21 protein-coding genes and 1 pseudogene are annotated in these 26,700 nt (G+C 34.9%); 2 read left to right on the top strand and 20 right to left on the bottom strand.

The annotated features are described in order from the left end of the window. Position 1 precedes the first annotated feature (1 nt). From HQN62_RS08830 to HQN62_RS08860, 7 genes are all read right to left on the bottom strand, one after another. Complete coding sequence (locus HQN62_RS08830; RefSeq protein ID WP_078226419.1) at positions 2 to 340, bottom strand: type II toxin-antitoxin system RelE/ParE family toxin; 339 nt, start codon at positions 338 to 340, stop codon at positions 2 to 4. A 215-nt stretch (positions 341 to 555) separates the two neighbouring features. Beyond that, positions 556 to 1,356 carry a hypothetical protein gene (locus HQN62_RS08835; protein ID WP_173504068.1) on the bottom strand — a complete coding sequence of 267 codons (801 nt, stop codon included), beginning with the start codon at positions 1,354 to 1,356 and terminating at the stop codon, positions 556 to 558. After that, positions 1,283 to 1,792 (bottom strand): hypothetical protein, encoded by a 510-nt coding sequence (locus tag HQN62_RS08840; protein WP_059015356.1) that lies wholly within the window; start codon positions 1,790 to 1,792, stop codon positions 1,283 to 1,285. Before HQN62_RS08840 ends, HQN62_RS08835 begins: the two co-directional genes overlap by 74 nt. 172 nt (positions 1,793 to 1,964) lie before the next feature. Beyond that, a complete protein-coding gene (locus HQN62_RS08845) occupies positions 1,965 to 2,774 on the bottom strand; it encodes a helix-turn-helix domain-containing protein (RefSeq protein ID WP_291138562.1) in 810 nt (269 codons plus the stop codon). Continuing rightward, positions 2,775 to 3,266, bottom strand: a complete 492-nt coding sequence (locus HQN62_RS08850) for a hypothetical protein (RefSeq protein WP_173504070.1) — start codon at positions 3,264 to 3,266, stop codon at positions 2,775 to 2,777. Between the two features lie 84 nt (positions 3,267 to 3,350). Then, positions 3,351 to 4,097: an SDR family NAD(P)-dependent oxidoreductase gene (locus HQN62_RS08855; RefSeq protein ID WP_173504071.1), complete on the bottom strand. Its 747-nt coding sequence runs from the start codon at positions 4,095 to 4,097 to the stop codon at positions 3,351 to 3,353. A 262-nt stretch (positions 4,098 to 4,359) separates the two neighbouring features. Continuing rightward, positions 4,360 to 4,917 carry an LURP-one-related family protein gene (locus HQN62_RS08860; protein ID WP_173504072.1) on the bottom strand — a complete coding sequence of 186 codons (558 nt, stop codon included), beginning with the start codon at positions 4,915 to 4,917 and terminating at the stop codon, positions 4,360 to 4,362. A gap of 659 nt (positions 4,918 to 5,576) precedes the next feature. On the opposite strand from HQN62_RS08860, the pseudogene HQN62_RS19105 reads away from it, so the two are divergent. Further along, positions 5,577 to 5,642, top strand: a pseudogene (locus HQN62_RS19105) (NUMOD4 domain-containing protein); the annotation flags it as partial. A gap of 18 nt (positions 5,643 to 5,660) precedes the next feature. Then, positions 5,661 to 6,041: a helix-turn-helix domain-containing protein gene (locus HQN62_RS08865; RefSeq protein ID WP_254454508.1), complete on the top strand. Its 381-nt coding sequence runs from the start codon at positions 5,661 to 5,663 to the stop codon at positions 6,039 to 6,041. 160 nt (positions 6,042 to 6,201) lie between these two features. On the opposite strand, the gene HQN62_RS08870 is transcribed toward HQN62_RS08865, so the two are convergent. The 13 genes from HQN62_RS08870 to HQN62_RS08930 all read right to left on the bottom strand — a co-directional run bounded on the left by HQN62_RS08870 (position 6,202) and on the right by HQN62_RS08930 (position 26,582). Further along, the gene (locus HQN62_RS08870; protein WP_173504074.1) at positions 6,202 to 7,863 is read right to left on the bottom strand and encodes a hypothetical protein; all 1,662 of its coding nucleotides are present in this window, start codon (positions 7,861 to 7,863) and stop codon (positions 6,202 to 6,204) included. A 41-nt stretch (positions 7,864 to 7,904) separates the two neighbouring features. Continuing rightward, positions 7,905 to 8,849 (bottom strand): SphA family protein, encoded by a 945-nt coding sequence (locus HQN62_RS08875; protein WP_173504075.1) that lies wholly within the window; start codon positions 8,847 to 8,849, stop codon positions 7,905 to 7,907. A 7-nt stretch (positions 8,850 to 8,856) separates the two neighbouring features. After that, the gene (locus HQN62_RS08880) at positions 8,857 to 9,654 is read right to left on the bottom strand and encodes a hypothetical protein (RefSeq protein WP_173504076.1); all 798 of its coding nucleotides are present in this window, start codon (positions 9,652 to 9,654) and stop codon (positions 8,857 to 8,859) included. After that, on the bottom strand, positions 9,644 to 10,087 hold the full coding sequence (locus HQN62_RS08885) for a phosphate-starvation-inducible PsiE family protein (protein ID WP_173504077.1): 444 nt from the start codon (positions 10,085 to 10,087) through the stop codon (positions 9,644 to 9,646). The genes HQN62_RS08880 and HQN62_RS08885 overlap by 11 nt, the downstream gene beginning before the upstream one ends. Positions 10,088 to 10,281: 194 nt before the next feature. Then, positions 10,282 to 11,517, bottom strand: a complete 1,236-nt coding sequence (locus HQN62_RS08890) for a TCR/Tet family MFS transporter (RefSeq protein WP_038503344.1) — start codon at positions 11,515 to 11,517, stop codon at positions 10,282 to 10,284. A gap of 584 nt (positions 11,518 to 12,101) precedes the next feature. Further along, complete coding sequence (locus HQN62_RS08895) at positions 12,102 to 12,692, bottom strand: EcsC family protein (protein WP_217362517.1); 591 nt, start codon at positions 12,690 to 12,692, stop codon at positions 12,102 to 12,104. Between the two features lie 200 nt (positions 12,693 to 12,892). Further along, the gene (gene xerA, locus HQN62_RS08900; RefSeq protein ID WP_173504079.1) at positions 12,893 to 13,936 is read right to left on the bottom strand and encodes a site-specific tyrosine recombinase/integron integrase; all 1,044 of its coding nucleotides are present in this window, start codon (positions 13,934 to 13,936) and stop codon (positions 12,893 to 12,895) included. A 568-nt stretch (positions 13,937 to 14,504) separates the two neighbouring features. After that, on the bottom strand, positions 14,505 to 15,932 hold the full coding sequence (locus tag HQN62_RS08905) for a rubredoxin (protein WP_173504080.1): 1,428 nt from the start codon (positions 15,930 to 15,932) through the stop codon (positions 14,505 to 14,507). A 98-nt stretch (positions 15,933 to 16,030) separates the two neighbouring features. Then, complete coding sequence (locus tag HQN62_RS08910) at positions 16,031 to 19,546, bottom strand: nitrate reductase (protein WP_173504081.1); 3,516 nt, start codon at positions 19,544 to 19,546, stop codon at positions 16,031 to 16,033. A gap of 717 nt (positions 19,547 to 20,263) precedes the next feature. Continuing rightward, positions 20,264 to 21,652: a CmpA/NrtA family ABC transporter substrate-binding protein gene (locus HQN62_RS08915; RefSeq protein WP_173504082.1), complete on the bottom strand. Its 1,389-nt coding sequence runs from the start codon at positions 21,650 to 21,652 to the stop codon at positions 20,264 to 20,266. Between the two features lie 460 nt (positions 21,653 to 22,112). Continuing rightward, positions 22,113 to 23,591 carry an MFS transporter gene (locus HQN62_RS08920; RefSeq protein ID WP_173504083.1) on the bottom strand — a complete coding sequence of 493 codons (1,479 nt, stop codon included), beginning with the start codon at positions 23,589 to 23,591 and terminating at the stop codon, positions 22,113 to 22,115. Between the two features lie 255 nt (positions 23,592 to 23,846). After that, positions 23,847 to 24,506, bottom strand: coding sequence for a response regulator (locus HQN62_RS08925; protein WP_173504084.1), 660 nt, complete (start codon positions 24,504 to 24,506; stop codon positions 23,847 to 23,849). A 324-nt stretch (positions 24,507 to 24,830) separates the two neighbouring features. Beyond that, entirely contained in the window at positions 24,831 to 26,582 is a 1,752-nt protein-coding gene (locus tag HQN62_RS08930) for a sensor histidine kinase (protein ID WP_254454509.1), read from the bottom strand. Between the last annotated feature and the right edge of the window lie 118 nt (positions 26,583 to 26,700).

Consider the following 26,700-nt stretch of genomic DNA (forward strand, 5'->3'; position numbering starts at 1 on the left):
CTTATTTCTTTTCGTTAAAATATTTTACTCTTAATGATTCTGCTCTTTCAATTTCAACTTTCGGGGTTTTGTCAGTTTTCTTTATAATTCCGTGAGTAGAAATCACAACTGTATCTTTTTTGTCTGATTTGTCCCAAAAAGCAAAAAGTCTTAAATATTGCTTGTTGTATAAAGTTCTAAATTCCCAAATCTCACCATCGAGTTTTTTGAATAATTCATTATCGTTTACGCTTCTCGATTTCCAAATATTATAAAGTATTTTTTCTCTAGATTTTGGGTCTAGATTTTCCAAAAACTCTAAAACTGGTTCAAGAAATTCAACTTTAAATTTATAATCCATTTTTCACTAATCTTAATTTTCTGTAAAGATATAAGTTTCCTTTTTAAGAAACAAATGTTATTGATTTCTTTCGGTTGCTCGTTGCTGTCGCCTAACGTTCTCGCGCTACAAGCAGTTTGGGGTTAAATTAAGCCTTATCTTCGGATTTGCAAAATCTTCCAAATACAAACCAATTTTTCCATTAAGCCAAATCCCCAAATTGCTTGTAGCGTGTGTTAGGCGATGGTTTTTTCGTCAGTTGTTTTTAAGTTTTTAAATCTACTTTTAGAAAATGTTTGTGTTCCGGAATAGAATAAGTCATAAATAATATTAACTCTGTATCTGTTTTCCAAAGATTTCTTAATTCGTAAAGTTTGTTTATTTGGTTTACCTGAAATCATTAAACTTGGTGATAAATGTGTTAATTGTGATTTCTTGGTTTTATTATTAATTATATCTTTTTGTAATTCATTTACAACTCCAATAAAATTAAACAATAATTCAGGAAATGGAGTAAAGTTTTTGACTTCACAGAAAGTTATAAAGTCAGAATTTTTTACATAGGAAAATTTCCGTTTAGTTTCATAATAATCATCAACGACAACTACAGTTCCTTTGTTTATTATGCTAATATCAGGAGTTGTAAATAATTCTTTATCGTGTGATGATTGAACAGCTAAATTATGTTGAATTTCAAATTCTTCCAATTTATCTTTAACTTTCTTTTGTGCAACAAAATTCGAAAAATTTGACTGAATTCCCATTGTCGTACATTTATAACGATATTGATTATTTTGTAAATTTTCAACAATTAAAGTATAACCATTTAACTCGTAAAATTTTACCAAGTGATTAAAACAACTAATTTCAAAATAATCACTTATTCTTTTAGAATGGCTTACAATTGTTAGTTTGAATTTATTTGAAAACAAGATTAATTCCTCTTCAAATTCTTTTATATCTTTAAAAAGGGAGGTCATCTTCTCCTTCTTGGGTTTTAAAGTTGTCTTCGGTTTTTCCTCCTTTTCTGTTGACATTTAAATACGATTTTAAATTAATTATGTTTTTTAAAAATTCGCGGGTCTCGTTATATTCCATAATATCGGGTGTAATGGAAAATTTTTTTAGAAGTTCATTGTAATTTATGATTACCGCTAAAATTTTATTCTTTTCATCAAGTGTAAAATCATAACTTCCCATTTTTATAGTATCTGCTTCACTATGTCTAATTACAGTTCCATAAAATTTTACTGCGCCATCAAGATTTGTAATTACTCGTCTATGAAAAATAGAAAGGGAAAGTAATAATTCTAATTGTTTTAAATTTTTTTCGAGCGTTTTATACGTTTTATAGTTTTCAATCAGATATTTTGCTTCTTTATATCTACTTTGATATTCACTATATATTTGATTCGATAATTCATATGGCAAACTATAAGTTAAGATATTTATAAAAGGTGTTTCTTTAGCCATATTTCAATAAATATTTGTCTTTTTGCGGTTTCTTGCCAAACTATCGCCTAACGTTCCCACGCTTGGCGTCAGTTGCGAACTTCGAAACTGATTATTTTCTGTTAAAGATAAAATTTCTTGCGAAATGTAAACGTGAATTTACCAGAAAATTCGCAATTGCGCCAAACGTGTGTTAGCTGTGGTTTTTTTCTATTTCCGATGGGTTTATTTTAAATTCTGCTTTAAATGTTCGAGAAAAATGAGCGAAACTTACAAAGCCAACGTCATAGTAAACTTCTACTGGTTTTTTGTTTTGTTTAGTAATTAAAAAATGTGCCAAGTCAAGTCGTTTTTTAATTAGCCACTTACTTGGTGTTTCTTTAAATATTTCTTGAAAATCTCTTTTGAATGTTGAAATACTTCTTCCTGTTAGTTTTGCAAATTGTTCTAAAGGAATATTGTGCGTAAAATTTCTATTCATATAGGCTTCTAAATCAATTTTAAAATCGTCTTGAAAATTGAAAAGAAGATTTTGCATTTGTGTTTTTTTAATCAAAAGCTCTATGATTTCGTTGGTTTTTATTGTCGCCAAATTTTCGGTTAACGCATCTGGATTTTCAAAATAAGGAACAATAGAATCAAAAAAACCTTTTAAAAATGGGTCGTGAGGAAATATAAAATTTGGTTTGCCTGTATATTGTCCTTTTGGTAAAATATTATGTTCTTTAGAAAAATTATAAAGTGTTTCTTTAGGCAAAAAAATACTAATTCCCATAAATGGTTTATTGTCTTGTGGTAGTTTTTGCGTTTTTACCAATTGATTTTTTGATATAAAGCCAATGTCGCCTGTATTGTATTCTGTAGTTTCTGTTCCGTTATTTATTATCATTTTTCCTGTTAAGATAAATGACAAAGCAAAGTCTTGAACAAACGGCTCAAAATCTTTTTTTGGTTCGCCTGAGCAAGAGAAAAGTATATTTATTTGTGTTCTATCTTGTAACATTTAGGATTTGAAATGTGTTAATTTTTCATAATAAATTATCGCTCTTTCTTTTGAAAAGTAGTCAATTATAGCAAAAGCAGAACCAAATAAAATCAACGCAATTGCGATTGCTTGCCAATGAATATTTTTTACAAAATATAACAATCCAAGAGCAACAGCAAAACAAACCAAACTAATTCCAATTGACATTGGATAGAGGTATTGAAAATCTTCGACACGTTTAATTTCTGTTTGGATGAATCGTTCTTGATTTTCATTGAATTTTAGTTCGACTTGTGCCACTTTTTTGCGGTTAGAATAAATGCTACCTATACCAATTGCTGTAAAAAAGATTCCGATAACCAATAAAGGAAAAAGCAACACTTTAGCAGAGGGTAAATTTCCGTATAAATAAAATAGGAATGCAATTGCAATTAGAAATAGACCAAAACCTAATATAAATTTACCTTCAAAAATTTCTCCGTTGTACCAATCAAAAGTATTTTTTATCATAATTTTATTTTTAAATTAATAAACAAAGATTTATCAGTAAACTGATAAATCTTTGTAAAAATATTCTATTTATTTTTAATATGATTATTTTGCATTATAACCGCCATCTATGTTTAAAATAGTTCCTGTCATAAATGTATTTTCGTCAGATGCTAAAAAGTAAATTGCTTTTGCAATATCTTCAACTTCACCTAATCTATTCATTGGATGAATTGCTTCAATGCTTGAAACATCATAGGTTCCTGAAGCAATAGCGTTTTTTAAAATATCTGTTTTAATTGCTCCTGGTGCAACTGCATTAACACGAATTCCTTGTTGTGCATAATCAATAGATGCACCTTTTGTTAAACCTACAACTGCGTGTTTTGATGCGTTGTATTGTGCGGTTGCATACAAACCATTTAATCCTGCTATGGAAGCTAAATTTACTATTGTTCCACCACCTGTTTTCAGCATTTCTATGATTGCATATTTCATTCCATAATAAACTCCCATCACATTTGTTTCAAGCATTTGTTTTAAATCGTTAGATTCTGTTTCTGCTAATACTGCATTTCCTAATGAAATTCCCGAGTTGTTTACGATAGAATCTAATTTACCAAACTTTTTAACAGTCGTTTCAATAACTGATTTTACTTGTTCTTCGTTTGTTACGTCTAAGGGTAGAAATGTAATGTCAGCACCATTTTGTTTAAAGTCTGCAATTACAGATGCTTCTTTGTTAGCGTTTCTACTAGTTATTACTACATTGTAACCATTTTTTGCAAAATGTAAAGCTGTTGCTTTTCCAATACCTGTTGTTCCGCCTGTGATAATTACTGTTTTTTTCATTTTGTTTTATTTTTAATGATTTATACAGCAAAAGTAAGTCGGTGTTAAATAATAAATTTGTCTGTGAGGTTCAATATCTTTGTCTGTCGAGTTTGTGCGGTCGTTCGGTAAAATCACAGCTAACGTTCCCGCGCTACAAGTAGTTTGGGACTAAATTAAGCCCTATTTTCGGATTAGCCAAATCTTCCAAATACAAACCAATTTTTCCATTATGCCAAATCCCCAAATTGCTTGTAGCGTGTGTTGGCGGTTGCCATTTTATTTATGTTTTATATTTCCAATTATTGTCAAATTTTCTAGCTTCTGGCCCAATATTTCCTAAATCAAAAGTCACAGCATTTTCATTGTTGCTACTTTCGGATTTATTATCGTTAATTAGACAAAAGGCAATTATGAGTTCATAATCACAATCATTATCAGCTATAATTCTATAGTTATCTCCATCAAACCAAGTCACGCAATTTTTATCCCAATATGCAATTTGTTTATTGTTTTTAAAAATCGAGTATTTTCGTCCTTTGTGTCCAAAGATTTCATATAAATCACTTCCAACTTGACATTTATGATGTACTTTCCAAACACTAACTGTTCGATATTCAAATTTCATATTCCCATTTCTGTAAATATCGTATTTAGTTTCAAACCAACTCCAACGTTTTTTTAGTGTTATTTTTGACCTGCCAATATTTTCTTCAAATATATTTACTTCAGAGAGAAATCTGAAAAGTTGTGTATGAGCGGAATAAGTTTGTTTTTCGTTAATAAATATCCTGTATTTATCACCAATTGAAATTTTCTTCTGATTTATATCAATTATCATAAATTCTATTTAATGTCTTGATTTTCGGATGGTAACCGCCAACGTCTTGGCACTACAGCGGGTTTGGGACTAAATTAAGCCCTATTTTCGGATTAGCCAAATCATCCCAAATACAAAACCATTTTTCCATTAAGCCAAATGCCCAAATCCGTTGTAGTGGCTGTTAGCGAATGTTGTGATACGTTTGCTGAGCACGAACGAATTGACATTCCAATTATCGATTCCAATTGCGAAAGTTTTTCCGCCTTCCAATTTCCGCTTCAATTAGTTTCTGCTTTTTTAAATTCAAAGATTAGAAACCGACAATTAAACCTCAAAAAAAAAATCGACAAAAAAATTCCGCTTTCAGTTTTCCACAAAGCGGTTCACGTTTGTTTGTCCGCAACAATTAAACATCAATTTTCGGCTCCGATTTCGGTCAGATCGGTTTCTGTTTCATTATGTTTTTCCGCACTAAAACGCTCGATTAAAATCAGTTGCGTCTCGTTAACGGAGCAATATTCGCTAACGTTCTGCTAGTAGGCGATGGTCGGGGTAAATATTCCTAATCTTTCGGACTAGCCTAAATAATAACCGACACAAAACAATTATTCAATTAAACCTAATGCCCGACTATTGCTTACTAGATGTTAGCGGTTCGGCTTTTTACTCACAACGATATGGAAATATGGAAAAAGATAGATAGGTTTGAAAATTACGAAATAAGTAATCTCGGAAATGTTCGTAAAAAATCAGGTAGGATAATGAAAAAGAGAATTGACAAAGGTAGAGAGGTTGTCAATCTTGTAAAAAACAATAAGCCTTATTCTTGCAGGATATGTGTTTTGGTTGCCGTTGCTTTTTTACGCAATCATAAAAATTACACAAGAGTTAGAAACATAAACGGAGTTAAATCCGAAAATCAATCTACAAATTTAGAATGGAATGATTTTGAAGGTGTTTTTTATGACGGTAAAAATGGCGGTTCAATTGGATCAAAAAATGGACGTGCCAAAATTACAGAAGCACAAGTTTTAGACATTCGTTCAAGCGATTTAAAACAAAGAGAAATTTCTGAAAAATACGGAATTTCTCAAAGTGCCGTTTCATCGATAAAAAACTTTCAATTATGGACACATCTTTAGCGGTTACAACCAAGCTGACCGCTAACGGTTTGCGTGTATGAGAAGTAGCAGATTAAAAAGCATTTCACTTTCAGTTTGGCACTTACTTTTATTAAAAGCACTGACCTTTAATTTAGCACTGAACCTGCTATTTCTTATACACGCTGTTAGCGGTTCGGCTTTACTTTATTAATGGAATTCTGTATGGTCCAATAACAGAATTAAATAATAAATCGCCATTTTCTAACAACTGAAGTATGGCATAAGCACCATTTCCTCTATTGGTATGACCAAATTCAATTCTGGTTCTATTTTTCCCTGTATTCCAATCTAATCCAGTAATTTCCCAGCCTCTTTCTTCTGTATAACCATTTACTAATACCATATTTGAAGCACTTGTAACCAATGGAACCATGCTTGTTGATACTACATCGTTTCTAGTCCATACAGATGCAAACTCATTTTTTTCGGGATCCCATTCTACTCTTTCCATACCTTTTGGTCCAGGATGTACTGGCCCAACCGTTAGTACATCAATGATTCTATCAGGATGACCTTCATCTATTAGATTATTTACTAAAAATGCCCCCCAACCATTTACTACTATAGTTTGTTCAGATTGAATCCAAGGTTTATCTTCTGGTAATCCTGCTTTAATAGGAATAAATCCTGCAATTCTTCTAGATTTTGCACCTTCTTTTTGTTTGTGTGAAGCAGGAATTCCATCCCTCCAAAAAGCAACTAAATTCATTCTATTTTGACCATCAGTAATTAAAACAAGTTTATCTTCGTCATCACCAAAACCCATTAAAGTTGGGGTTGAACCAGCACCTGTGCCCGCTTTTATGGCTGGAGGCCAATCTCCACCATTATAAGGACTAATCCATGCACCATCTGATTCTTTATCTGAAATTTCAGAACCTGTCCATACGAGTTTACGCATCATACCATCACCTTTAGGTGTTTTGCTTCCTGTGGCAACATAAATCCCGTTTTTTTCATCAACAGCCATAGAATTTGTACATAATTCTGTGTCTTGGAAAGCATAAAATTTACCAGGACCTTTTAATTCTTTATCTATTACTGCTATTCCATTTACGGCTCCAATTACTATATGACCATCATAAGTCATGTTCATACCCACCATATTAATTCGTTTTACACCCGGAGCAACTTCGGCAGCAGGAATAAGGGTAGAAACATCAAAACTGTATTTAACTTCAAGCCCTTTTTTTGGATCAGCCTTGTCGATTAAACCTACAGCAGAAACAACAGTACCTGCATTGGCATAAACATAATCTTCTGAACTAACCATGGCATAAACTCCTGCTGGTAAAACCAATCCAGGATTTGGTCCTAAAATTCCTTTGAGATGTTTGGTTGCAAAATCTAAAGAAGTATATTTTACATCTGAAATTGATTTCAACTGCTCTACGGTTAAACGTTTTGCACCGGGTAAGTCTATGTCTGTAACCATACTCCAACCATCGCCCGTTTTGTCAATTAAAGCAATACGATCTGTGGAAACAGACCACATGAAATTTTTATTTACCGACGCGTAGGTAACATTATTCACGGGCCCTCCCCAAATAGGTGTCAGCTGGTTTAAATCTGCTTTAAAATCTCCATCATTGATTTGATAAGGAACACAATTAGTTTGTCCCGAGTTCACATGCGTTACCCCATAAATTCCTTGAGAAAGGAAAGGGTTGGCAGTTGGATAAGAATTTTGCGTATTTGCTTGCGCTACTACTTTGGACTCATCTGATTTTTTTCCTTCCTTACAAGAGAAAAACATAAGAAATCCAAAACTCATTACTGAAATTAATTTAAGATGTTTCATGATTGTTTATTGTTTATAGTTAAAATTAGAATAATAAATAATTAATTAATACCCACTTGAAAAGATGCTCCTCCAAATCTGTTTTTAGCACCAAAATTGTTCGTAAATCTTGATAAAACGCCAATTTTTCCAGGTATAAACCAGTAAGACCCATAAATGCCTAATCCATATATTTGATCCTTATCCAAAAAAGCTTTTTCTCCTTCATCACTTCCAGTCTGCCAAGTTCCAAAACCAAAAAAACCTAGTTCATGCCCCATAGTAAAAATAAAACTTGCACCAAAATCAGAAGTAAGATGCGGTGCTTCTTTAAAATCGGAGTCTTTTTGTTTATCGTTAATTTCATAAGTAAGTCCTGCGGATAAACTTATCTTATCTTTTGGTTTATATCTCCCCATAACCCTTAGATTGTGCGATAGGTAACCTAAGCCAACATTGTCTGTACTATTTGCTTCATATTTTCCAATAGGTAGCCATAAGCCATAAGAAAATGTTGTAGAAAATTTATTTTTCTCCCATGTGAGCCATATAGGTTGTAAATAAAAATCGCCTAACCCAAAAGAATTTAGATTGATTTCTTGACTTCCAACTAAGGACTGTTCAGAATAAAAATCTAAGGCAATATTGGCATTAGGGTTATTTAACATTGGCAATGCCAATACACCCCAGCGGGCATTAAGAATTTTATTTTTACCAAAATAGCTAATCATTGGAATAATAGAGTGTGTTTTTACTTTTTGATCTAATTCAACAGAAAAGGGTGGATTTTGACTGATTTCAATAAAATCCGTCTTTTCTCCTGAATTGTTGTAATAATTCATATTTGAATAGGAGTAATACAAAGAAAAAACCCATCCAGAGGCTGTTGGTATAAAATAATCGTTTGTGTTAAAACTACCACCATTATAATGTCCTTGAGCATTTACATTTTTTGATATTATTAGCATCAAAAGGGCTATTGTTATTTTTAAAAATCTTGTTTTCATAATTTGCTTAGAAATTTTTATTAAACCCTATTTGATAAAGAACGCCTCTATTATTTACTGTTGATTTTTTTGTGGGAATTTCCATAAGACCAATTAAATTGAACCCTGCACCTAATGATTTTCCAATGATAGGCGATAGAATTAAATCAAAGTTATCGTTTTCAAAATCGAATATTGTGCGAGGTTCAAAAACATAAAACATACCTGTTTTTGTAAATTTTGCAATAAAAATTCGGTTGGTTAATACTGATAAATCTTGATACAAATTATCTTTAGCAATAGCAAAAGTATATTGTGGTTGCACTGCTAAAAACAAACTAGGGTTTATAGTATAAGCGTAAGTAATTGCTGGGGTAGCTGTAAACATTTGACTACCAAATCCTTGTTTTCCAATGGGCAAACTAAATTCTACAGATCCTGCCAGTGAGTTTTTACCTTTTACATAGAAGGCGTTTAAAATTGAAAATTTTACATCAGAAAAGGCAGTTTCAAAGCCAGTTCCTGCAATGCCGTTGTGAAAGCTAATTATCTCTGGTTTAATAGAAAAACTCCAACGATTAACACCTAAGACAACGCTAAATTTATTACTGATTGAAGAAGCGTTGTTTGCTTTGTCAAAGTATAAAGTAGAATAACCAACTCTAGAATTTACTCTTGTTGGATCTACGCCCGATTCTGTTCTTAATTTCTCAATAGCTAAAGAATCTGTTTGTGCAAATGTATATAAGTAGGGAAACAAGAAAATTAAAAAAATAAAATTCTTTAAAAATGCAATAAAAGATGGTTTGTTTGATTTAGTTCTCATTTTGGTTTGTTTTTATGTTTTTGTTCAAAATCAAATAAAATAAACCTAGAACTAAAATTAAGGAGGATACTCCAATTAAGATTCCTGCATTCGCATGTTCAAAATCAATAATTAATACATGTCTAATGACTGCAATAATTGCAATTTCGAGAATTACTTTAACATAGTTAATCTTGTTTTTCTTTTGATACTCTCTTAATAATTCAATTACTTCAATGATAATTGCAATTAATAATGTAGCAGCTATAAAACCTTGTACTGAAGTGATAAATAAGTTATTTCTATCAATGGTTGGGTTAAGAAAGTTAATTATTTCATTTTTAACAAAGATTGTTCTCAAAGTAATTAATACAATTTCTAACATTGAATAAATCATAATCACGGTTAGAAGTATTATTAATGTGTTTACAGTTATTTTAATGATTTTGTCCATATGGTTGTTTTTATGTTTAATATTTCTTTAAGCTGACCGCTAACGGGTTGCGGCTAAAAGAAGTGGCGGCTTTGGAACACTAAACTGTCTAAACGCACAATGTTTATTAGTTGCACAACTGTTTATATTCGCACTTCGCCCGCCATTTTTTTTAGGTGCTGTTAGCGGTTCGTTGTTTTCTGTCTATATGGTCATTACTTGTCCACCGATTTTATCAGTCTATTTGATTTTTTAAAACTTTTAAGAAACAAAATTAAACTAATTAATGTCAATATTGAAGCAATTAAAAAAGGAATTCCTGGAAAATAAATCTCGGATTGTTTTCCCGTAAAGTAAGAAAAACTGCTTGTCATTAACGGTGGTGCAATCAGAGTTGTCAAGCCCATTAAACTGCCTAAAGCACCTTGAAGTTCACCTTGTTCGTTGTCGGGCATTGCAGAAGACATAATACTTTGAACGGCTGTGCCTTGAATTCCACCAACTATGAAAAGTAATAAAGCGGTAAAGAGCAACCATTGCCACGGTGTAAAAGCAAACAGAAAAAAGCCCGTCATCATAAGTACAAATCCTAATACTGCCATTCGTTTGTCGCCCAATTTTTTTGCCAAAATACTGACTAACCATAACTGAACGATAATTGATAGAATGCCTATAAATGCTAATGAGTAGCCAACAAGAGAGGTGCTCCACTTAAATTTTTCAATGGTGAAAAATGCCCAAACACTTTCCATACTGTGATTAGCGATGGAAACAAAAATCATTGATAGCACTAAAGTTTTTATCAATGGGAATTTCTGTAAGTGTTTGAGGGAACCAAATGGATTAGCTCTTTTCCAGTCAAATTTCCTGCGGTTATTTGCTTTTAACGATTCCGGGAAAAAGTAATAGCCGAAAATAAAATTGATAAAACTTAAAATAGCAGCAACAATAAAGGGTGTATGAGTTCCGAATTGTACCAATGTTCCGCCAATTATGGGTCCAATTATAAACCCCAAACCAAAGCCTGCGTTTATAAGTCCGAAATTTTTAGTTCTATTATCGTCTGTGCTAATGTCGGCAACACAAGCAGATGCAACGGAATAGCTTGCTCCTGTTATACCTGCAATTGTCCGCCCAACAAAAAGCCACAAAATACTTGGTGCAAAAGCAAGAAAAATGCAGTCGATGCTAAACCCAAACAATGAGCTTAAAAGTACTGGTCGCCTGCCATATTGGTCGCTTAAATTCCCTAAAACTGGTGCAAAAACAAATTGCATAATTGCATAAGCAAATGAGAGCCAGCCTCCGTATTTGGCGGCTGTGCTGATGTCTGAATGAAGTAGATTAATTAGTAGTTGTGGTAGAACTGGAAAAATTAGTCCAAAACCTGCGGTGTCAATTACGACAACTATTAATACAAATATGAGTGTTGATTTATGATTTGATTTCATTTTTATGAAGCGATAAATTATAGCATTACTCTGAAAAGTATAATGCAGTTTGTTAATAATAAATTCAATTAAGAAGAGTCTCAACCATGTACGTCTTCAAACTAAAGTGGACTTTTCCTAAGAGAGTATTTAGTTAATAATTCAAAGATAAATGTTTTTTTCTTGGGTGTTTTCATAATAATTCAAATTTAAGGATTTTGAAAACACTCTCTTAGTTTTGAACTAAATCAGTCCACTTTTTGCTGACGATTTACATCAACCAGATTTGGTTAAGAAAAAAAGCGTAGAACGCTATGAAAATATTATTGCCTCATAATGGCACAAATATAAACAAAGTTTAAGACGTCAATGTCGAGTTGCGAAAAATAATTAACAAGACCAACGAAGTGTTAGTTTTTTTGTCGGGCGTTTAATGCTTGTACATTTACAATGACCGCTAACGTTTGGCCGCTTGGCGATGTGGCGGATTAAGGAAGCCTAAACTTTCGGTTAAAGACTGAACTTTCAGACACAAAACCAACTTTAAATTAAGCCTAAACCCGCCATATTGCCAAACGGCGGTTGTGCGATGCCTATTTCGGTGTTTAGTTTCCACTATAATATTTAACTGCAAAATTACCTACAGTTTTAGTGCCTACATAATCAAAAGCAAAACCTATTGGAGCACCTATTAATGGTACCATTTTAGAAAAACTTGTTAGGGATTTCTGTCCAGATTTTGTTATAATTTTCTGTGGTATAATTTTCCATATTTTTTTCATCATTTCTTTTGAAATGTTTTTTTGTATGGCTCTTTTTGTTACTTCTTTTCCAACTTGAATACCAACTTTTTTTAACGCTTCTTGAGCTGAACTACCTGCCAAAATTAAATATACATCCGTTCTCAAGTCGGTTGTGTCTTTTGTGTGTCCAAATACGTGAGCAATTGTAAATGCCATTGTGATTTGGATTTTCCAAGTTGCTATAATATCTATAGGAACAGTAACAGGCAAAGTTATTAAGCCCCCAACTCCAGTTGCAGCTCCAACTAAACCGTTTTTAAATGATTTTCTATTAACAATTTTTTTAGCTAAATCAATATCACTAATTTTAGGATTCTGTTCACGTAACTTATAGACATATCCTGAAATTTCGCTTGAACTCGAAACAATAAATGTATCAATATATTCATCCATCCATTTAATTACTGCGTTCTTTTTTTCGTCTTGGTTATTTTCCATATTAGTTTTTAAAGTTTGTTTTCAGTAGTAAGTTTTTTTTAGGTATCGCACAACTAGTATATATGTGTGACTCCGTCACACATATCCACCCAAAATCGGGTGTGTAAGTGTGATAAATAACACACTTTTTCAAAACCAAATATACAAATTAGTACTTATAAATCGTCAAAGGGACTTTTTATTTGTTGAATACTTTTCGTACTGACATGAGTGTAAATTTCGGTTGTTTTACTGCTGTTATGTCCCAATAACTCTTGAATATAACGCAAATCGGTGCCACTTTCCAGTAAGTGTGTCGCAAAACTGTGTCGCAGCCAATGTAGTGTGACAGGTTTGGTTATTCCTACTTTGTGTAACGCTTGTTTCAAAACACTTTGTAAGCTGTATTCAGAATAAGACTCACCAGGGATTTTGCCTTCAAACAAATAGGTAAGGGGTTTGTTCGCAATATAATAATCCCGTAACATCGCCAATATTTTATCCGATAATGGTGCTATTCGGTCTTTCTTGCCCTTACCTTGTCTGATGACTACTACTCCTCTTTTAGATTCAATATCGGCAGGCTTTAAATGCAAAAGTTCGCTTCGGCGCAATCCGCAGGCATAAATTAAACTCAGCATCGTTTTGTGTTTGAGGTTACTGTGGGCATTCAAAATCAGTTTTACTTCCTCTTTGCTCAAGACATTGGGGAGTATTTTTTCACGTTTCGGACGGTGAATTTTCTCGATTTCGATCTTAGTTTCTCGTATGGTGGAGAAAAATAATTTGACGGCGTTGACGATTTGGTTTTGATACGAAGCTGACAAATTATTGTTCAAAATGTATTCGTTATTGTACAGAATAACATCGTCATTGTTAATTTCGGCTACCGCTTTGTCGTTGTAAAAGGTCAGAAAGGTTTTTAAAGCTTCTGTATAGGTAGTTATGGTACTGTTGCTGTAACGTCTGGACAACAGCCAGTGTTTGAATTTTTCTATTTGTGCGATTCCCTCAATCGAAGGAAGTTTAATTGGTGCCTCGACAATTTGAAATAACATTCGGTTTTCGAAGGTGTCCGGCAAATGCCAAACGCCCAATGTTTGACTCCATCTTGATCCCTCTTGTTGCTTAATGCGATCGATCCAATCGTGGTTTTTTTCGAAATAAATGGCGATACGGCTTTCGCCACCGCGTTTGATGAGTTTGGCTGTCCAGTTCATAAGGCGTATAATTTATGTAAAAGGCGTATAGTTGAATGATAAAGATAAGGAAAATATTGCAGAATTAGTAAAATGTGAATGGTTAATTGTAAAATGTGAATGGTGAGAATAGAATTAGAGAATTAAATTTAACTGAATTTAGGACAACGTTTTTAACACAATATTGTCATCCTGACAGAGGAAGGATCTCCGCAAGTATAATGAATATTGCGTAGTTCCCTCGTTCCTTGGTTTGACAAGATTGTGAGGAGTGGATTTTGAGAATTGGATTGTGGAGTTACTTGCTGAGATCCCTCGTTTCTCGGGATGACAATATTACGGAAGTGGATAATGGAATGGTTTGTTGTATAATTCATTGATTTTGAAATTTCCATTGAATTTTGCCATTGAAGTTGAAATTTCCATTGAAAATGAATTCAGTTCTTGTAATAACGGGAAGCCCGCGAGAAGGATGGAAGCAAGTTACCGAAGTAACGCGGACAGCCTGACAGCATCCCGATAAAAGGGCGTATACTCGCAAAGTGAATTGCCCTTTTTTCGGGATGGTGGCTCGCCCCAATAATTTTGATTAAACCGAAGCTTCTATTAAAGGAATGAAACTGCTTTTTGGTGCTTCACATAACGAACAGCAGTAATCTTCGGGAAGATCCTGGAAAAGTGTGCCTTTTTCTATGCCCTGAATGACATCGCCGTAATCCGAATTATAGACGGTTAAGCATTCTGGACATTGGTGAATGTCCTGTGCTTTTTTCTCTTTTTTGGAAGTGGTGTTCTGGAATTCGAGAACGCTATTGCCTAGTTCTTCGAAGTATTTTTTACTCAATTCTATTAAGATATTGGGCAATTCGAGTTTGTCGACGTCTTGCGCGTGTACGATGTATTCCTTGGTGTTGGGGTCAAAATTTTTGGCATACAAAATGTTGAAAGTATCTCGGATTTTGATGGATTCGAGATCTTTTGGAGATTCGTTTTTTTCGACAACCACAGAGGTGAAATAATGACCGTCTCTATTGTAGTCGGATAGCCCGAAAGTAAGTCCATAGGTACTGATGTCAAATTGGTCGAGTGTGCGCACCAGAAAAGTTTTGAGATTCAAGGCCCATTCCGTAGCTACGGGTAAGTGCCAGTTTAGCTCAAGTAAGGAGTGGCGAACGTTGATACCTTTTTTTCCCAAGAATTTTTCCCAATCGAGTTTGCGGTCTTTGGGGATTCCTTTTACGATGAAGGATTTCCAAGGGGTGATGCATATTTTTCCGATTTTGCAGTCGAAGCATAAATCGCACATTTCTTTTAGGAATTCCAAGTCGTAAAGGTTGTTGCGCCAGTAAAGTCCCAACCAGTATTGATCGATGCCAAGCCTATTCATGCCTTCGTAATAAGGGAAGGGGTAAAACGGAATGTTCAGCGGTTGGTCGATGGTTCTATTATTGGTGTCCAAATCGCTGATAAGTTGGAAAATCATATCAACAGTATCGGGTTCTTCCTGTAGTATCTTTTCAATTTCGTAATATATTTTCCCAATGTCCCAGCTGTAAATCAATACCGGGAAAAGTTCCATTTTGTCCCATTTTGGCAAGCGAACATACAGGAACCAATAGTCTTCGTGGTGCGAAGCTATAAAGTTGATGTGTCCCGTGAATAGGGGAACGAGCTGTTGCTTCGGGTCGGTTATGTTGACTTTGAGTTTGGGCTGTTCCTTGAATTGTTCCAATATGTAAAGGAATTTGTTTCCGGTAAGCCAAGGCGTATTCCTGAAAATATCGGTCGATACGTAGGAGGAAACGATGTTATTGCCACTTTTTTCGTTGGGCAAAACAAAATGATGTTTCCCAATTTTTTCGGGAGTGTTATTTTTGAATCCTTTTGGGAATATAATGTCTTGTCTGGAACCAAAAGAGATGGCTTCAAGACCTTGCTCCAATGCCATATTTACAATTTCTCGTAATTCCCCCGGAGATATAACCCCGCCTTTTACTATGAGTCTTGTTAATTCCATTTTCTTTTAATTATTGAATTATAGTTATCTATACTCTATTTTCTGTAATCTATTTTCTGTAATCTATTTTCTGTAATCTGAATTCTGCCTTCTGCAATCTACTTCACCTTCGCTAATATCTCTTTCACTTCTGTTTTGCAGCTACCACAACCGAGTCCTGCTCCGGTGGTCTTGCAAAGTTCGGTAAAGTTGGTAACGCCACTTTTGATACATTCTTCAATATTTCCGCTTCCTACTTGGCTACAAGAGCAAACGAGTTTTCCTAGCACTGGTTTGGCTTCGGAGCCACTTCCTCTTAATAAGGTGTTTCGTTTGTCGGCCAATTCGATTTTGCTTTCAATCATCGTTTTGAATTCGGCAAATTCATTTTTGTCTCCCATTAGGATGGCTCCAATGAGTAAATCGTTCTTGACGATACATTTTTTATAATAGCGTTTTCCTAAGTCGGCAAAAACAATTTCTTCGTAGGAATCGTCGTTTTCCGGAACTTCGATTTCGCCAATAGAACACAAATTGATGTCTTCCAATTTTAGAATATTCATCAAGACCGATCCTTTGTAAAAACTGCTGATATCACCGGCTATAAAGTTGGCCAAAACATCGGCTTGTTCTTCGGCAGCAGAGGTGATTCCGAATAATTGATTGTTGAATTCGGCAATTTCACCTATCGCGAATACGTCTGGATGCGAAGTTTGCAAGTACTGGTTGACTTTTACACCACGTCCACAAGCCAGTCCTGTTTCCTTGGCTAATTCTATGTTTGGAATCGTTCCAATGGTGTAAACAATGGCATTGGCGGTAATGATTCGGCCACTTTTTAGAGCGATTTCCAATTCGTTTGCATTATCGGTTTCAAATACGGTGCTTACTTCATTATCAAAATAAATTTGAATATCACGTTGCTGCACTTCTTCGGCCAATAATTTACTAGAAATTCTGTCCAATTGACGTTCCATCAATCGGGAAGCTCTTTGTATAATCGTTATTTTAACTTTTTTGTGTTTAAGGGCAGCAGCCAGTTCCAGTCCCAGTAATCCACCACCCACAATCACTACGTGTTGTTCTTCGGCGGGTAAATTGGTGCCATCCAGATAATCTTTTAGTTTGTCGGCATCAGTCTTTTTTCTGATGGTAAAACGTCCCGGAAGATGCAATTGGGCATTTTCGGGTATGAAAGGGCGGCTTCCGGTTGCCATTATCAACATATCGAATTGATGAACAGTGCCTTTGCAGTCGGTTATGGTTTTATCGGTAGTACTTACGTTTTCGATTGCCACACCCGATTTCATCGTGATATTCAATTGGCTCATACCATCGCTTTTTATTTTCAATAGGCTTTCCCAAGTAAATTCTCCAGTCACATATTCTGGTAACAGAACGCGGTTGTAGAATGGGTTTTCCTCATTGGAGAAAACAATAATTTCATCGGTAGTATTGATTTCCCTGTAGTTTTGAATGAAGCGGAAAGCGGCAGCTCCAGCGCCTACAACGGCAATTTTTTGAAACGGTTTCACGTATTTTGTTAACGCTACTGGGGTGTATTTAAAATCAGGTTCTTTGGATATTGGATCTACAATCGTGTTGGTCAGATTGTTGGTCCTGTTCAAGTCGTTGTCCAATTGTTTTCCCCAGTGCATCGGCAAAAATAGAACACCTTCTTTGATAGTGTCGGTCACTTTGGCTTTCACCCGAACTTCACCATTTTTGCTGCTTACCACAACAATGTCACCGCTTTTTATTTCAGACTTGTAGGCATCTATAGGATTGATTTCGAGAACTGGGCTAGGAGTGTGCGTCATTAATCGGGACACTTTACCGGTTTTTGTCATCGTGTGCCATTGATCGCGAATACGTCCCGTAGTCAATATAAATGGATATTTTTCTGAAGGCTGTGGCGATGTGTTTTCAATACTTGTTGGAATATTGAAAATCGCTTTTTGCGAAGGCGTAAAGAATTTTTTATCGGCGAATAAACGGGGAGTTCCAGGGTGTCCGTAATCCGGAACTGGCCATTGGAAAGTGCCTTCGTTTTTTAGTCGGGAATAATTTAAATAGGAAATATCAATATTGGTGCCTTTGGTCATTAGGCAGTATTCTTTGTAAACGGCTTCGGTATTGTTGAAATTAAAGCCAGAGAATTTCATTTTTTTGGCAAAATTCAGCAAGATTTCCACATCCGATAAAGCTTCACCTGGGGCGTTAATTCCTTTTGGTAAATAAGAAATGCGTCTCTCCGAGTTGGTCATTGTTCCCTCTTTTTCCAACCATCCGGCGGCAGGCAATAATAAATCGGCAAACTTGGCGGTATCGGCATTATGGGAGATGTCTTGAACGACAACAAATTTTGCGTTTTGCAATGCTTTTTCAACTCTTCTGGCATCTGGTAAACTCACCATTGGGTTGGTGCAAATAATCCAAATGGCTTTCATTTTACCCGATTCCAAGGCATCAAACATTTCGGTTGCGGTCAATCCCGGTTTCTCTGAAATGGATTCCACTCCCCAAAAATCGGCTACTTCCTTACGGTGTGCGGGATTGTTTAGTTCTTTGTGAACAGCCAGTAAATTGGCCATTCCACCCACTTCACGACCACCCATTGCATTGGGTTGTCCTGTCAATGAGAAAGGTCCAGAACCTGGTTTTCCAACCTGTCCGGTTATCAATGAAAGATTAAGTAAGGCTGTATTTTTGTCAACTCCAATGGCACTTTGGTTCAATCCCATAGCCCACATGGATATAAATCCTTTGGCTTTGCCAATAATATCGGCAGCCAAGTGAATGTCGCTTACGGAAACGCCACATAATTTGGATGCTTTTTCAAAGGAACTGTTGCATACCATTTCTTTGTACTGTTGGTAGTTTTCGGTATGGTTTTTTACAAAATCCGAATCCACATATCCTTTTTCGATTAATCGTTTCCCGATAGCATGGTATAAAACAATATCCGTCCCTGGAAGTATTTGCAAGTGTAAATCGGCTGCGATGGCTGAGTCTGTTCTTCTCGGATCGACAACAATGATTTTTGTTTTTGGGTTTTTCTCTTTATGTTGTTCGATTCGTCTGAATAAAATCGGGTGGCAAAAAGCCGGATTAGCGCCTGTTATCAAGAAAGTGTCGGCAAGTTCTATATCGGCATAAGCGATAGGAACCGAGTCCTCGCCAAAAGTTTTTTTGTAACCCGCCACGGCCGAGCTCATGCAAAGTCTGGAGTTGGTGTCTATATTATTGGTTTTTAGAAAACCTTTTACTAGTTTGTTAACCAAGTAATATTCTTCGGTTAAACATTGTCCTGAAATATAAAATCCAACGCTGTCCGGTCCGTGTTTTTTTATAATTGAAGAAAAAACTGCAGCTGCACGATCCAAAGCGGCATCCCAGCTTACTCTTTCTTTTGGGTGCGATTTACTCCATCTCATTTCGGGGTAGAGAATCCTGTCCGAAGTATCATTGACTACATAATGTAAGTTCATCCCTTTGGAACAAAGCATTCCTCTATTTACGGGATGGTCTTTGTCGCCGGTAACCGTCACTCCATTTTTAGAATCATTTTTTACAATAATTCCGCATCCTACTCCACAATAGGAACACGTAGTTTTGATTTCTGTATTTTGCATTATGTATGTCTTCGTTTATAAAGTAGCTATGTAAGAATCAATATAGATGATATTACACAAACAAAAATAAGTAAAAAATAAGTATTAATACGTATAAGTCTAATTTTATTTTGATCTCAGCGCAAATAAAATTAGAATGGTAAAAATCAGTTCCCTTTTTTGAATTATTAAAAGTATTGGGTGTTATAGCAGATTAATAATTGTGTTTTTGCAAGATTGGTGAGAAGAAAACAGAAAAACAGTAGGCAGTAGGCGGGGAGCAGAAGGCAGAAAACAGAAGGAAGAAAGCATCGGATAGAAAATTACAATCTAAAACCTGCAATCTAAAACCTGCAATTTGAATTTGGGCGTGCCCCTTCGTGAAAAACTTCGGGTCGGGCTTTCCGTTCCCGCTTTTTTATGTCTGGCGAAGAAAAATCGCCAGACATAAAAAGAGCTCCACTGCAATCCCTCACGCGGTCTAATAACACATTCAGGAGATTTATAAGAGTATTTTATTATTTAACTAAAAAAAACTTGATGTATTTTCTAGATACATCAAGTTTTTAAGGAATATTTTTTTGGGATATTGACTTGCTTCGTATTTGGGGGCACGAAAGGGTTGAACGACAAATTAAATTTTAAAAAAATCTGCGCAAATCTGCCAAATCTGCGAGCAATTTTTTATCTAAATGTGGTAGATTAGATAGGTTGATTTTTCATAAAACGGGAGTTTATTTAATTTTTTAAACCAATTTTAAATCCATTGATATACTCGACAGGTTTTTTTCCATCGTAGGACATGTTGTCAATAAAATCGGTTGTTGCCGGCTTGAAGCCATCAGTGTAAGGGATGTCGGTTTCTGAAATAAATCCTTCTTCTAACAATAGATTTGCAGCACGAATCCAAATATCTGGTTTGTAAACTTCTTTAATTTTGCTCAAATACCAGTCGTTAGGTTTTGATTCAGTTATTTGTCCCCAACGTTTCATTTGAGTCATAAACCAAATTCCATCAGAATAATAGGGGTAAGTAGCATTGTATTTGAAGAAAACATTAAAATCAGGTATGGAGCGTACATCTCCTTTTTCAAATTCAAAAGTTCCAAGCATCGAATTATCGATTATGTGTTTGTCCCCGTCCACATAAGCCGATTTTGACAAGATACGGGTGGCTTCTTTTCTATTTTCGGGATTATCCAGCCATTTGCCTGCTTTTATTAATGCCTTTGTAATAGCTATGGAGGTATTTGGATATTTTGAAACAAACTCCTTGGTCATTACAAATACTTTTTCAGGATGATTTTTCCATATCTCCCTACTGGTCACTATGGGAACACCAATGGTTTCTTCAACAGCCTGCTGATTCCATGGTTCTCCAACGCAATAGCCGTCAATAGTTCCCGATTTTAAAGTTTGAGGCATTTGTGGCGGAGCCGTAACATTCAGCAAAACATCGGCGTCAGTATTTCCTTTGCTTCCTTGTATGTTGTTATTGTTGTAAAAACCTGGATTTATACCGCCAGCAGCCAGCCAGTATCGCAATTGATAATTATGCGTTGAATAAGCCGCAACAATACCAAAAGTAAAAGGCTTGTTCATTTTTTTGTAAAAATTCAAGGCCGGTTTCAAAGCATACGATGGAATAGGATGTACAGGTCTTCCATATTCCTCGGGAATGCTGTCTTTCATTTTGGACCAAATGGCATTGGAAACTGTTATCGCATTTCCGTTCAAATCCATGGAATAGGTGGTGACCAATTGAGCTTGTCTGCCACATCCCACGGCTGCCGCTATCGGTTGGCCAGCTAACATTTGTGCTCCGTCTAGTTGATTGTCAATCACTTTGTCTAATATATCTCTCCAGTTGGCTTGAGCTTCTAAGGTTACAGCAAGTCCTTCATCGTCAAAATAACCTAAAAACTTAGCAATGGCAAGCGGTGCCATATCTGTTAGTTTTATGAATCCAATAGTTACGTTTGGTTTTTCCAATTGCAGTTTTTTTGTTTTCGGCGGTCCTATACTTCTTTTTTTTAAAATGGGATTACTAGGTATTTCACTTTTAAAGCTGGTAAAAGTGAATGCTATTAATAGTATCACTGTTAATTGTAAGGTTAGTTTTTTCATATGGTAGTTATTTATGGTTTTTTATTTGTCATATGTAATTCGCATTTCTTCAATTGTGTTGGTGACCAATCTTCGGTTATGCTCATTTCATGGTTATTGGTTTGGCTGTTAATACTTTAGTAAATATACGTAATAGTACTTATTTTGTAAAATTTAAATTACGTATTAGGCTATTTTTGAGGAAATTAATATTATGAGCTATTCTTTATATATAAATCTTAAAAAAGGGTTTTTAAAAAGTAGAATTATCATTTTTAGTGCTATTTTTTAGTAGGTTAAAGTTTGATAATTTTATAAAATAGTACTGATTAGTAGGTTGTTATAGTTTTTTAACGGAAATATTACTTTTTAGTTTACAGAAAAAAAAACACTAGACCTTTTCTTTATTTATAAAAAAAGCTGCTCCCAAAATGGCAATTTTTTGGGAGCAGCTATACACAAGTAATTAAAAAGGGAATTATTATTTTCTATCCATTTCTTTCGATAAGATAGGTTGTTTTTCGTTCATGATTTTGGTTACAGTCATGTGCATCCATAACAAGCAAGCTGCAGATAATAGTAATATAAAAATCCAAGAGCTTGACCAAATTCCGGTAGCTGTCAATAAATAGCCAAAGATGATTGGACCAAAGAAGCCTCCAAGTCCGCCGATCATTCCAACCATACCGCCTACAACTCCTACTTCGGTAGGGAAATATTCCGGGATGTGTTTGTAAACTGCTGCTTTACCAATTCCCCATGAAATCCCGATTAGGATGACCAATACCAGATATACCCACATATTGGCGCTAAAATGAATGGCTGTAACTCCTTTGGCAATCAATTCTTTTTTCTTTACTTCTTGATTTTGCGTCACTACAACTTGTTGCCAAGAATTACGTGTTGGGAATATGGTGTTTTCTAATGGTTTATTTATTTTCAAATTGATAGGAAATTCTTTTTCACCCACTTTTACAAGAGTGTTCGAAACTGCTGTGATGATTCCTTTTTTGGTGGCCATAACTCCAGGGCCAGAGGTGGTGATGTCCATTTTTGGAATCATTAATAAGGCACTTAGAATTACAGATGAACTCAATACCCAATACATAACTTTTCTGGCTCCGAATTTATCCGATAGATATCCTCCAAAGGCACGAATCACCCCAGACGGTAAGCTAAACATGGTGGCAAACATTCCGCCCATTACCAAACTAGTTTGATATACATTCATAAAGTTGGGCAGTAACCATTGAGAGTATGCCACAAAACAACCAAATACCAAGAAATAATAGGCTCCAAATCTCCAAACTCTAGTGTTTTTTAAAGATTGTAACATTTGAGGTACCGTTTTGGCTTGGTTTTCATTTTTCTTGTTTTTGGTAAAAAGCAAAAAGATAATACCAATTACGACCAATGCAATTCCATATATAACAGGAAGTAGTTTCCATCCATTTTGAGGGTCTGATATAGAAAATTCATTTAATAGGGAAGGAGCCATAAATGTTGTTATGGCAGCACCTGCATTACCCATTCCAAAAATCCCCAAGGCTCTTCCTTGCCATTCTTTTGGATACCAAATAGAAGTGAAACCAATACCAACTGCAAAACTGGTTCCAACCATGCCAAAGAAAAAACTTAGTAATGCAAACATGAAAAAGCTATCTGCAAAAGGCAATAGAAACAAAGGAATAGAACAAAGCAGTAGTAATAAAGAAAATACGTATTTACCACCAAATTTATCAGTTAGCATACCTATTGGTAAACGCATTACAGATCCCGTTAAAATTGGAATTCCTAAAAGCCATCCTACTTGGACAACATCCCATTTGAAGATTCCATTATCTACCAAAAAAGTGACAAGAACTCCATTGAGAGTCCAACAGGCGAAGCACACCGTAAAGGCCAATGTGTTTAAAAATAAAATACGGTGCGATTGTGAGAGGGAGTTTGTTGTTGACATAATACTTATATTTTTTACAAAACTAAGTAGTATGTTCTAGAAAAAAACTGCGTTTTCGCAGTTTTTAAAAAATAATTAAGTATTTGTACGTATATTTTTTAAAAGATGCTAAGAGTCTGAGATACTAAGATTCTAAGTTTTTTAAAATAGAAAAGCCAAATCAATAAATACTGATTTTGACGTTTTAAACTTTTAAATCTTTTTTAAACCTTTAAACTTAAAAAAAAATCTTAGAATCTCAGATTCTTAGCATCTCTAAAGAAGCGAATACTCCGCTGCCTTATTGGAAAGTTCCATCAGGTTTTTTACTTTAAGTTTTTTCATCAAATTGAATCGATGTACTTCGGCAGTTCTTTTACTGATGTCTAAGGCTTCTGCGATTTCTTTATTTCCTTTACCGGTCAATAAAAGTTTTAGAATTTCTTTCTCTCTTTTGGTAATCAATTGGTCTTCTCCCAAAGATTGTTTTGGTTCGGCAGTAAGTACAGGATTGGTTAATTGTCCAATTAATATAGATGAAATGTCACCACTGAAATATTTTCCGCCATTGGCAACTGTATGTAGTGCTTTTAAAAATTCTTCTTTACTGGATCCTTTAAGTAAGTATCCGTCGGCACCCGCTTTAATTGATTTCAATACGTATTCTTCAGATTCATGCATGGAAAGCATCACGATTTTTACCAAATTGTTTTTGCTTCTTAGTTGCTCTACGACTTCAATACCGGTCATATTTGGCATCCGAATATCAAGAATAAGTAAATCGGGTTGGACACTGTCTATTAAGGCTAAGGCTTCCAGACCGTCTGTAGCTTCGCCTACAACAGTGATGTTTGCTTCGTTTTCTAATAAAGATTTTATGCCATCTCTCACAAATACGTGGTCGTCTGCAAGAATTACTCGAATTGTATTATTCATAATATACTTATTGCTCAATCCTACTTTTTACGTAGATTCATCTAATTTAAGATGCTAAGATACGTAATTTTCAATTTCAATGACAATTTCAAGAGTAAAAATCAATAGCAATGTCAAAATTCAATTTCAATAGCAAAACTTAAATTTCAAAAATTGATTGAATGTTTTTATTGATTCTGATTGAAAGAGTGTTGCTCTAAAGTTTAGCTGGATAGGATGACATATTACGGTAGTAACTTTGTAGAATTGGATTGCAAATAGTTGTATTTAAATTCCTTTTTATTATTTTTCATTGCCATTGAAATTGCCATTGCCATTGAATTTTTAAATGGGAACATTAAATGTAATCCTAGTTCCTTCATTAGGAATAGAATTAAAGAAAACGCGACCGTTAATATATTGTATTCTTTCTTTCATAAAGAGCATGCCCATTCCTGATTCGCTGTTTCTCTTTTTTTCGACGGCATTAATATCAAATCCTTTTCCGTTATCGTCAACAGTGATACTCAATAACGTGGCACTATGCGAAAGCTGTACTATAATATGAGTAGAGTCGGCATATTTGATCGCATTATTGATGGCTTCCTGGGTCAATCGATAAATATTGATTTCGATTAATGAATCCAATCGGCTATTGAAATCGGTTTTGTTGTAAAAAAGAATGTTCTTGCCTGTAAGTTTTGAAAGTTCCAATGTGAGTTTTGCAAGAGCCGAGTTGATTCCGTGGTCGCTTAATTCCGGAGGCATCAAATTGAAAGTGGCTGTGCGAACTCCTTTGATGATGTCGAGGGTCAGTTTTTTTAAGTAGTCAATTTTTACTGTAGATTTTTCCTTGTCGTCAAGATTGATGCTTTCAAGGCTAAATTTTAATCCAGTTAGCATTTGTCCAATTCCGTCATGAATTTCCCTTGCGATTCGGTTTTGTTCGTTTTCTTGGTTTTCGACAATCTTGCTCGAAATCACTTTTTGTTGGCTTAGCTTGTCGGCAACATTGGCTGCATTCAAACGTTCCACTTCTTGAACAGCTTTTTTGCGTTCGGTAATGTCAAAGCAAATAATCAATAGTTCCGATTCGTCTTTTTTTATCGTAACCGGTACCATCGATAGGTCCAACCATAGCGATTGCTCGCTACGAGTGGTGATATTTAATTCTCCTTGCCAACCTCTGCGGTGGTTTTCGAGAACAATACGGTCGATGATAATTTGTTCCTTCTCAACAGGAGTCAATACTTGTCCGAATTTTTTATCCGAAAGAAAAGGGTTGTACTGTATTAGTTTGGAGAACTTTTCTCCAATGTGAATGATAGTTCCGTCGGTTGCAATTCGGCAGTAGAGTAGGGTGTTTTCCATTGCATAATTGAGCGACTTCAATTCTTTTACGGAGTTTTCTTTGGCTTCGCTGATGATTTCAGTGTCCTGTGCTAGTTTTAATGCCTTTCTTTCCGAGGATAAGAGGTTGGAAATTAATGCTTCCACTTTCTTGTTGGTGGGTTTGAAAATAAAAATGAATTCCAGCAATAAAACGAATAGGGTAAAGGCGAGAATGACATATTCTGTTTTGCTTTGGCGAGTTACCTTTTCAAGCGCCTCTCTGTCATATTCACCCACAATTTGGTTCATTTTCGAAAGAAAAACTGCTCCATTGTCGAGTATGGTCTGCACCAATTTTTGATTTTCCTGCTTGTTTTTATTTTGTTTTTTGTTTTCCAAAAAAGTGCCGGCAGCCTTAAGAATTGTGTCGAAATTAGGTTTTAAGTTTTCAAAAAGGGTGGTGATGATTGGGTTTTTCTCCTTTGGAAATCCTAGTTTTTCATCTCCGTTTACAAGGGAATAATGATTGGATTTCCATTGTGATACGATATCCGAAATTTTGTTGATTTGTTCGTTTTGCTGTAACGAATCGGTAATGAAATTGAGAACTAAAATTTCTTTGGTCAATTTTTGACTTAGCATTCTTTGCTTTCCAGAGGTGTTTATTATTCTGGAATCGCTAAGTTGGCTGTTTAAGTTGTATTGAATTAGGAGTTGGCTCAAAAGTACTGTTACGGCTATAGTAACTAAGGCGAATAGATACATTCGCCTTAGTTTTATAAATGAAATTTTATCAAAAGATACTTTGGATTTTTTTTTCATATAGAAGACCGTACAATTTTTAATTGGCCACAGATTGAAATGATTAAAAGGATTTTTTAAA

It is taken from the genome of Flavobacterium sp. M31R6 (assembly GCF_013284035.1).
GTDB lineage: Bacteria > Bacteroidota > Bacteroidia > Flavobacteriales > Flavobacteriaceae > Flavobacterium.

Bases quoted from the DNA above. Each gene is read 5' to 3' on its own strand.
- HQN62_RS08870 (WP_173504074.1), bottom strand. From the start codon at position 7,863: ATGAAACATCTTAAATTAATTTCAGTAATGAGTTTTGGATTTCTTATG.
- HQN62_RS08860 (WP_173504072.1), bottom strand. From the start codon at position 4,917: ATGATAATTGATATAAATCAGAAGAAAATTTCAATTGGTGATAAATAC.
- HQN62_RS08855 (WP_173504071.1), bottom strand. From the start codon at position 4,097: ATGAAAAAAACAGTAATTATCACAGGCGGAACAACAGGTATTGGAAAA.
- HQN62_RS08890 (WP_038503344.1), bottom strand. From the start codon at position 11,517: ATGAAATCAAATCATAAATCAACACTCATATTTGTATTAATAGTTGTC.
- HQN62_RS08910 (WP_173504081.1), bottom strand. From the start codon at position 19,546: ATGCAAAATACAGAAATCAAAACTACGTGTTCCTATTGTGGAGTAGGA.
- HQN62_RS08865 (WP_254454508.1), top strand. From the start codon at position 5,661: ATGAAAAAGAGAATTGACAAAGGTAGAGAGGTTGTCAATCTTGTAAAA.
- HQN62_RS08885 (WP_173504077.1), bottom strand. From the start codon at position 10,087: ATGGACAAAATCATTAAAATAACTGTAAACACATTAATAATACTTCTA.
- HQN62_RS08895 (WP_217362517.1), bottom strand. From the start codon at position 12,692: ATGGATGAATATATTGATACATTTATTGTTTCGAGTTCAAGCGAAATT.
- HQN62_RS08905 (WP_173504080.1), bottom strand. From the start codon at position 15,932: ATGGAATTAACAAGACTCATAGTAAAAGGCGGGGTTATATCTCCGGGG.
- HQN62_RS08925 (WP_173504084.1), bottom strand. From the start codon at position 24,506: ATGAATAATACAATTCGAGTAATTCTTGCAGACGACCACGTATTTGTG.
- HQN62_RS08850 (WP_173504070.1), bottom strand. From the start codon at position 3,266: ATGATAAAAAATACTTTTGATTGGTACAACGGAGAAATTTTTGAAGGT.
- HQN62_RS08920 (WP_173504083.1), bottom strand. From the start codon at position 23,591: ATGTCAACAACAAACTCCCTCTCACAATCGCACCGTATTTTATTTTTA.
- HQN62_RS08830 (WP_078226419.1), bottom strand. From the start codon at position 340: ATGGATTATAAATTTAAAGTTGAATTTCTTGAACCAGTTTTAGAGTTT.
- HQN62_RS08835 (WP_173504068.1), bottom strand. From the start codon at position 1,356: ATGTCAACAGAAAAGGAGGAAAAACCGAAGACAACTTTAAAACCCAAG.
- HQN62_RS08915 (WP_173504082.1), bottom strand. From the start codon at position 21,652: ATGAAAAAACTAACCTTACAATTAACAGTGATACTATTAATAGCATTC.
- HQN62_RS08875 (WP_173504075.1), bottom strand. From the start codon at position 8,849: ATGAAAACAAGATTTTTAAAAATAACAATAGCCCTTTTGATGCTAATA.
- HQN62_RS08845 (WP_291138562.1), bottom strand. From the start codon at position 2,774: ATGTTACAAGATAGAACACAAATAAATATACTTTTCTCTTGCTCAGGC.
- HQN62_RS08880 (WP_173504076.1), bottom strand. From the start codon at position 9,654: ATGAGAACTAAATCAAACAAACCATCTTTTATTGCATTTTTAAAGAAT.
- HQN62_RS08840 (WP_059015356.1), bottom strand. From the start codon at position 1,792: ATGGCTAAAGAAACACCTTTTATAAATATCTTAACTTATAGTTTGCCA.
- xerA (WP_173504079.1), bottom strand. From the start codon at position 13,936: ATGAACTGGACAGCCAAACTCATCAAACGCGGTGGCGAAAGCCGTATC.
- HQN62_RS08930 (WP_254454509.1), bottom strand. From the start codon at position 26,582: ATGTATCTATTCGCCTTAGTTACTATAGCCGTAACAGTACTTTTGAGC.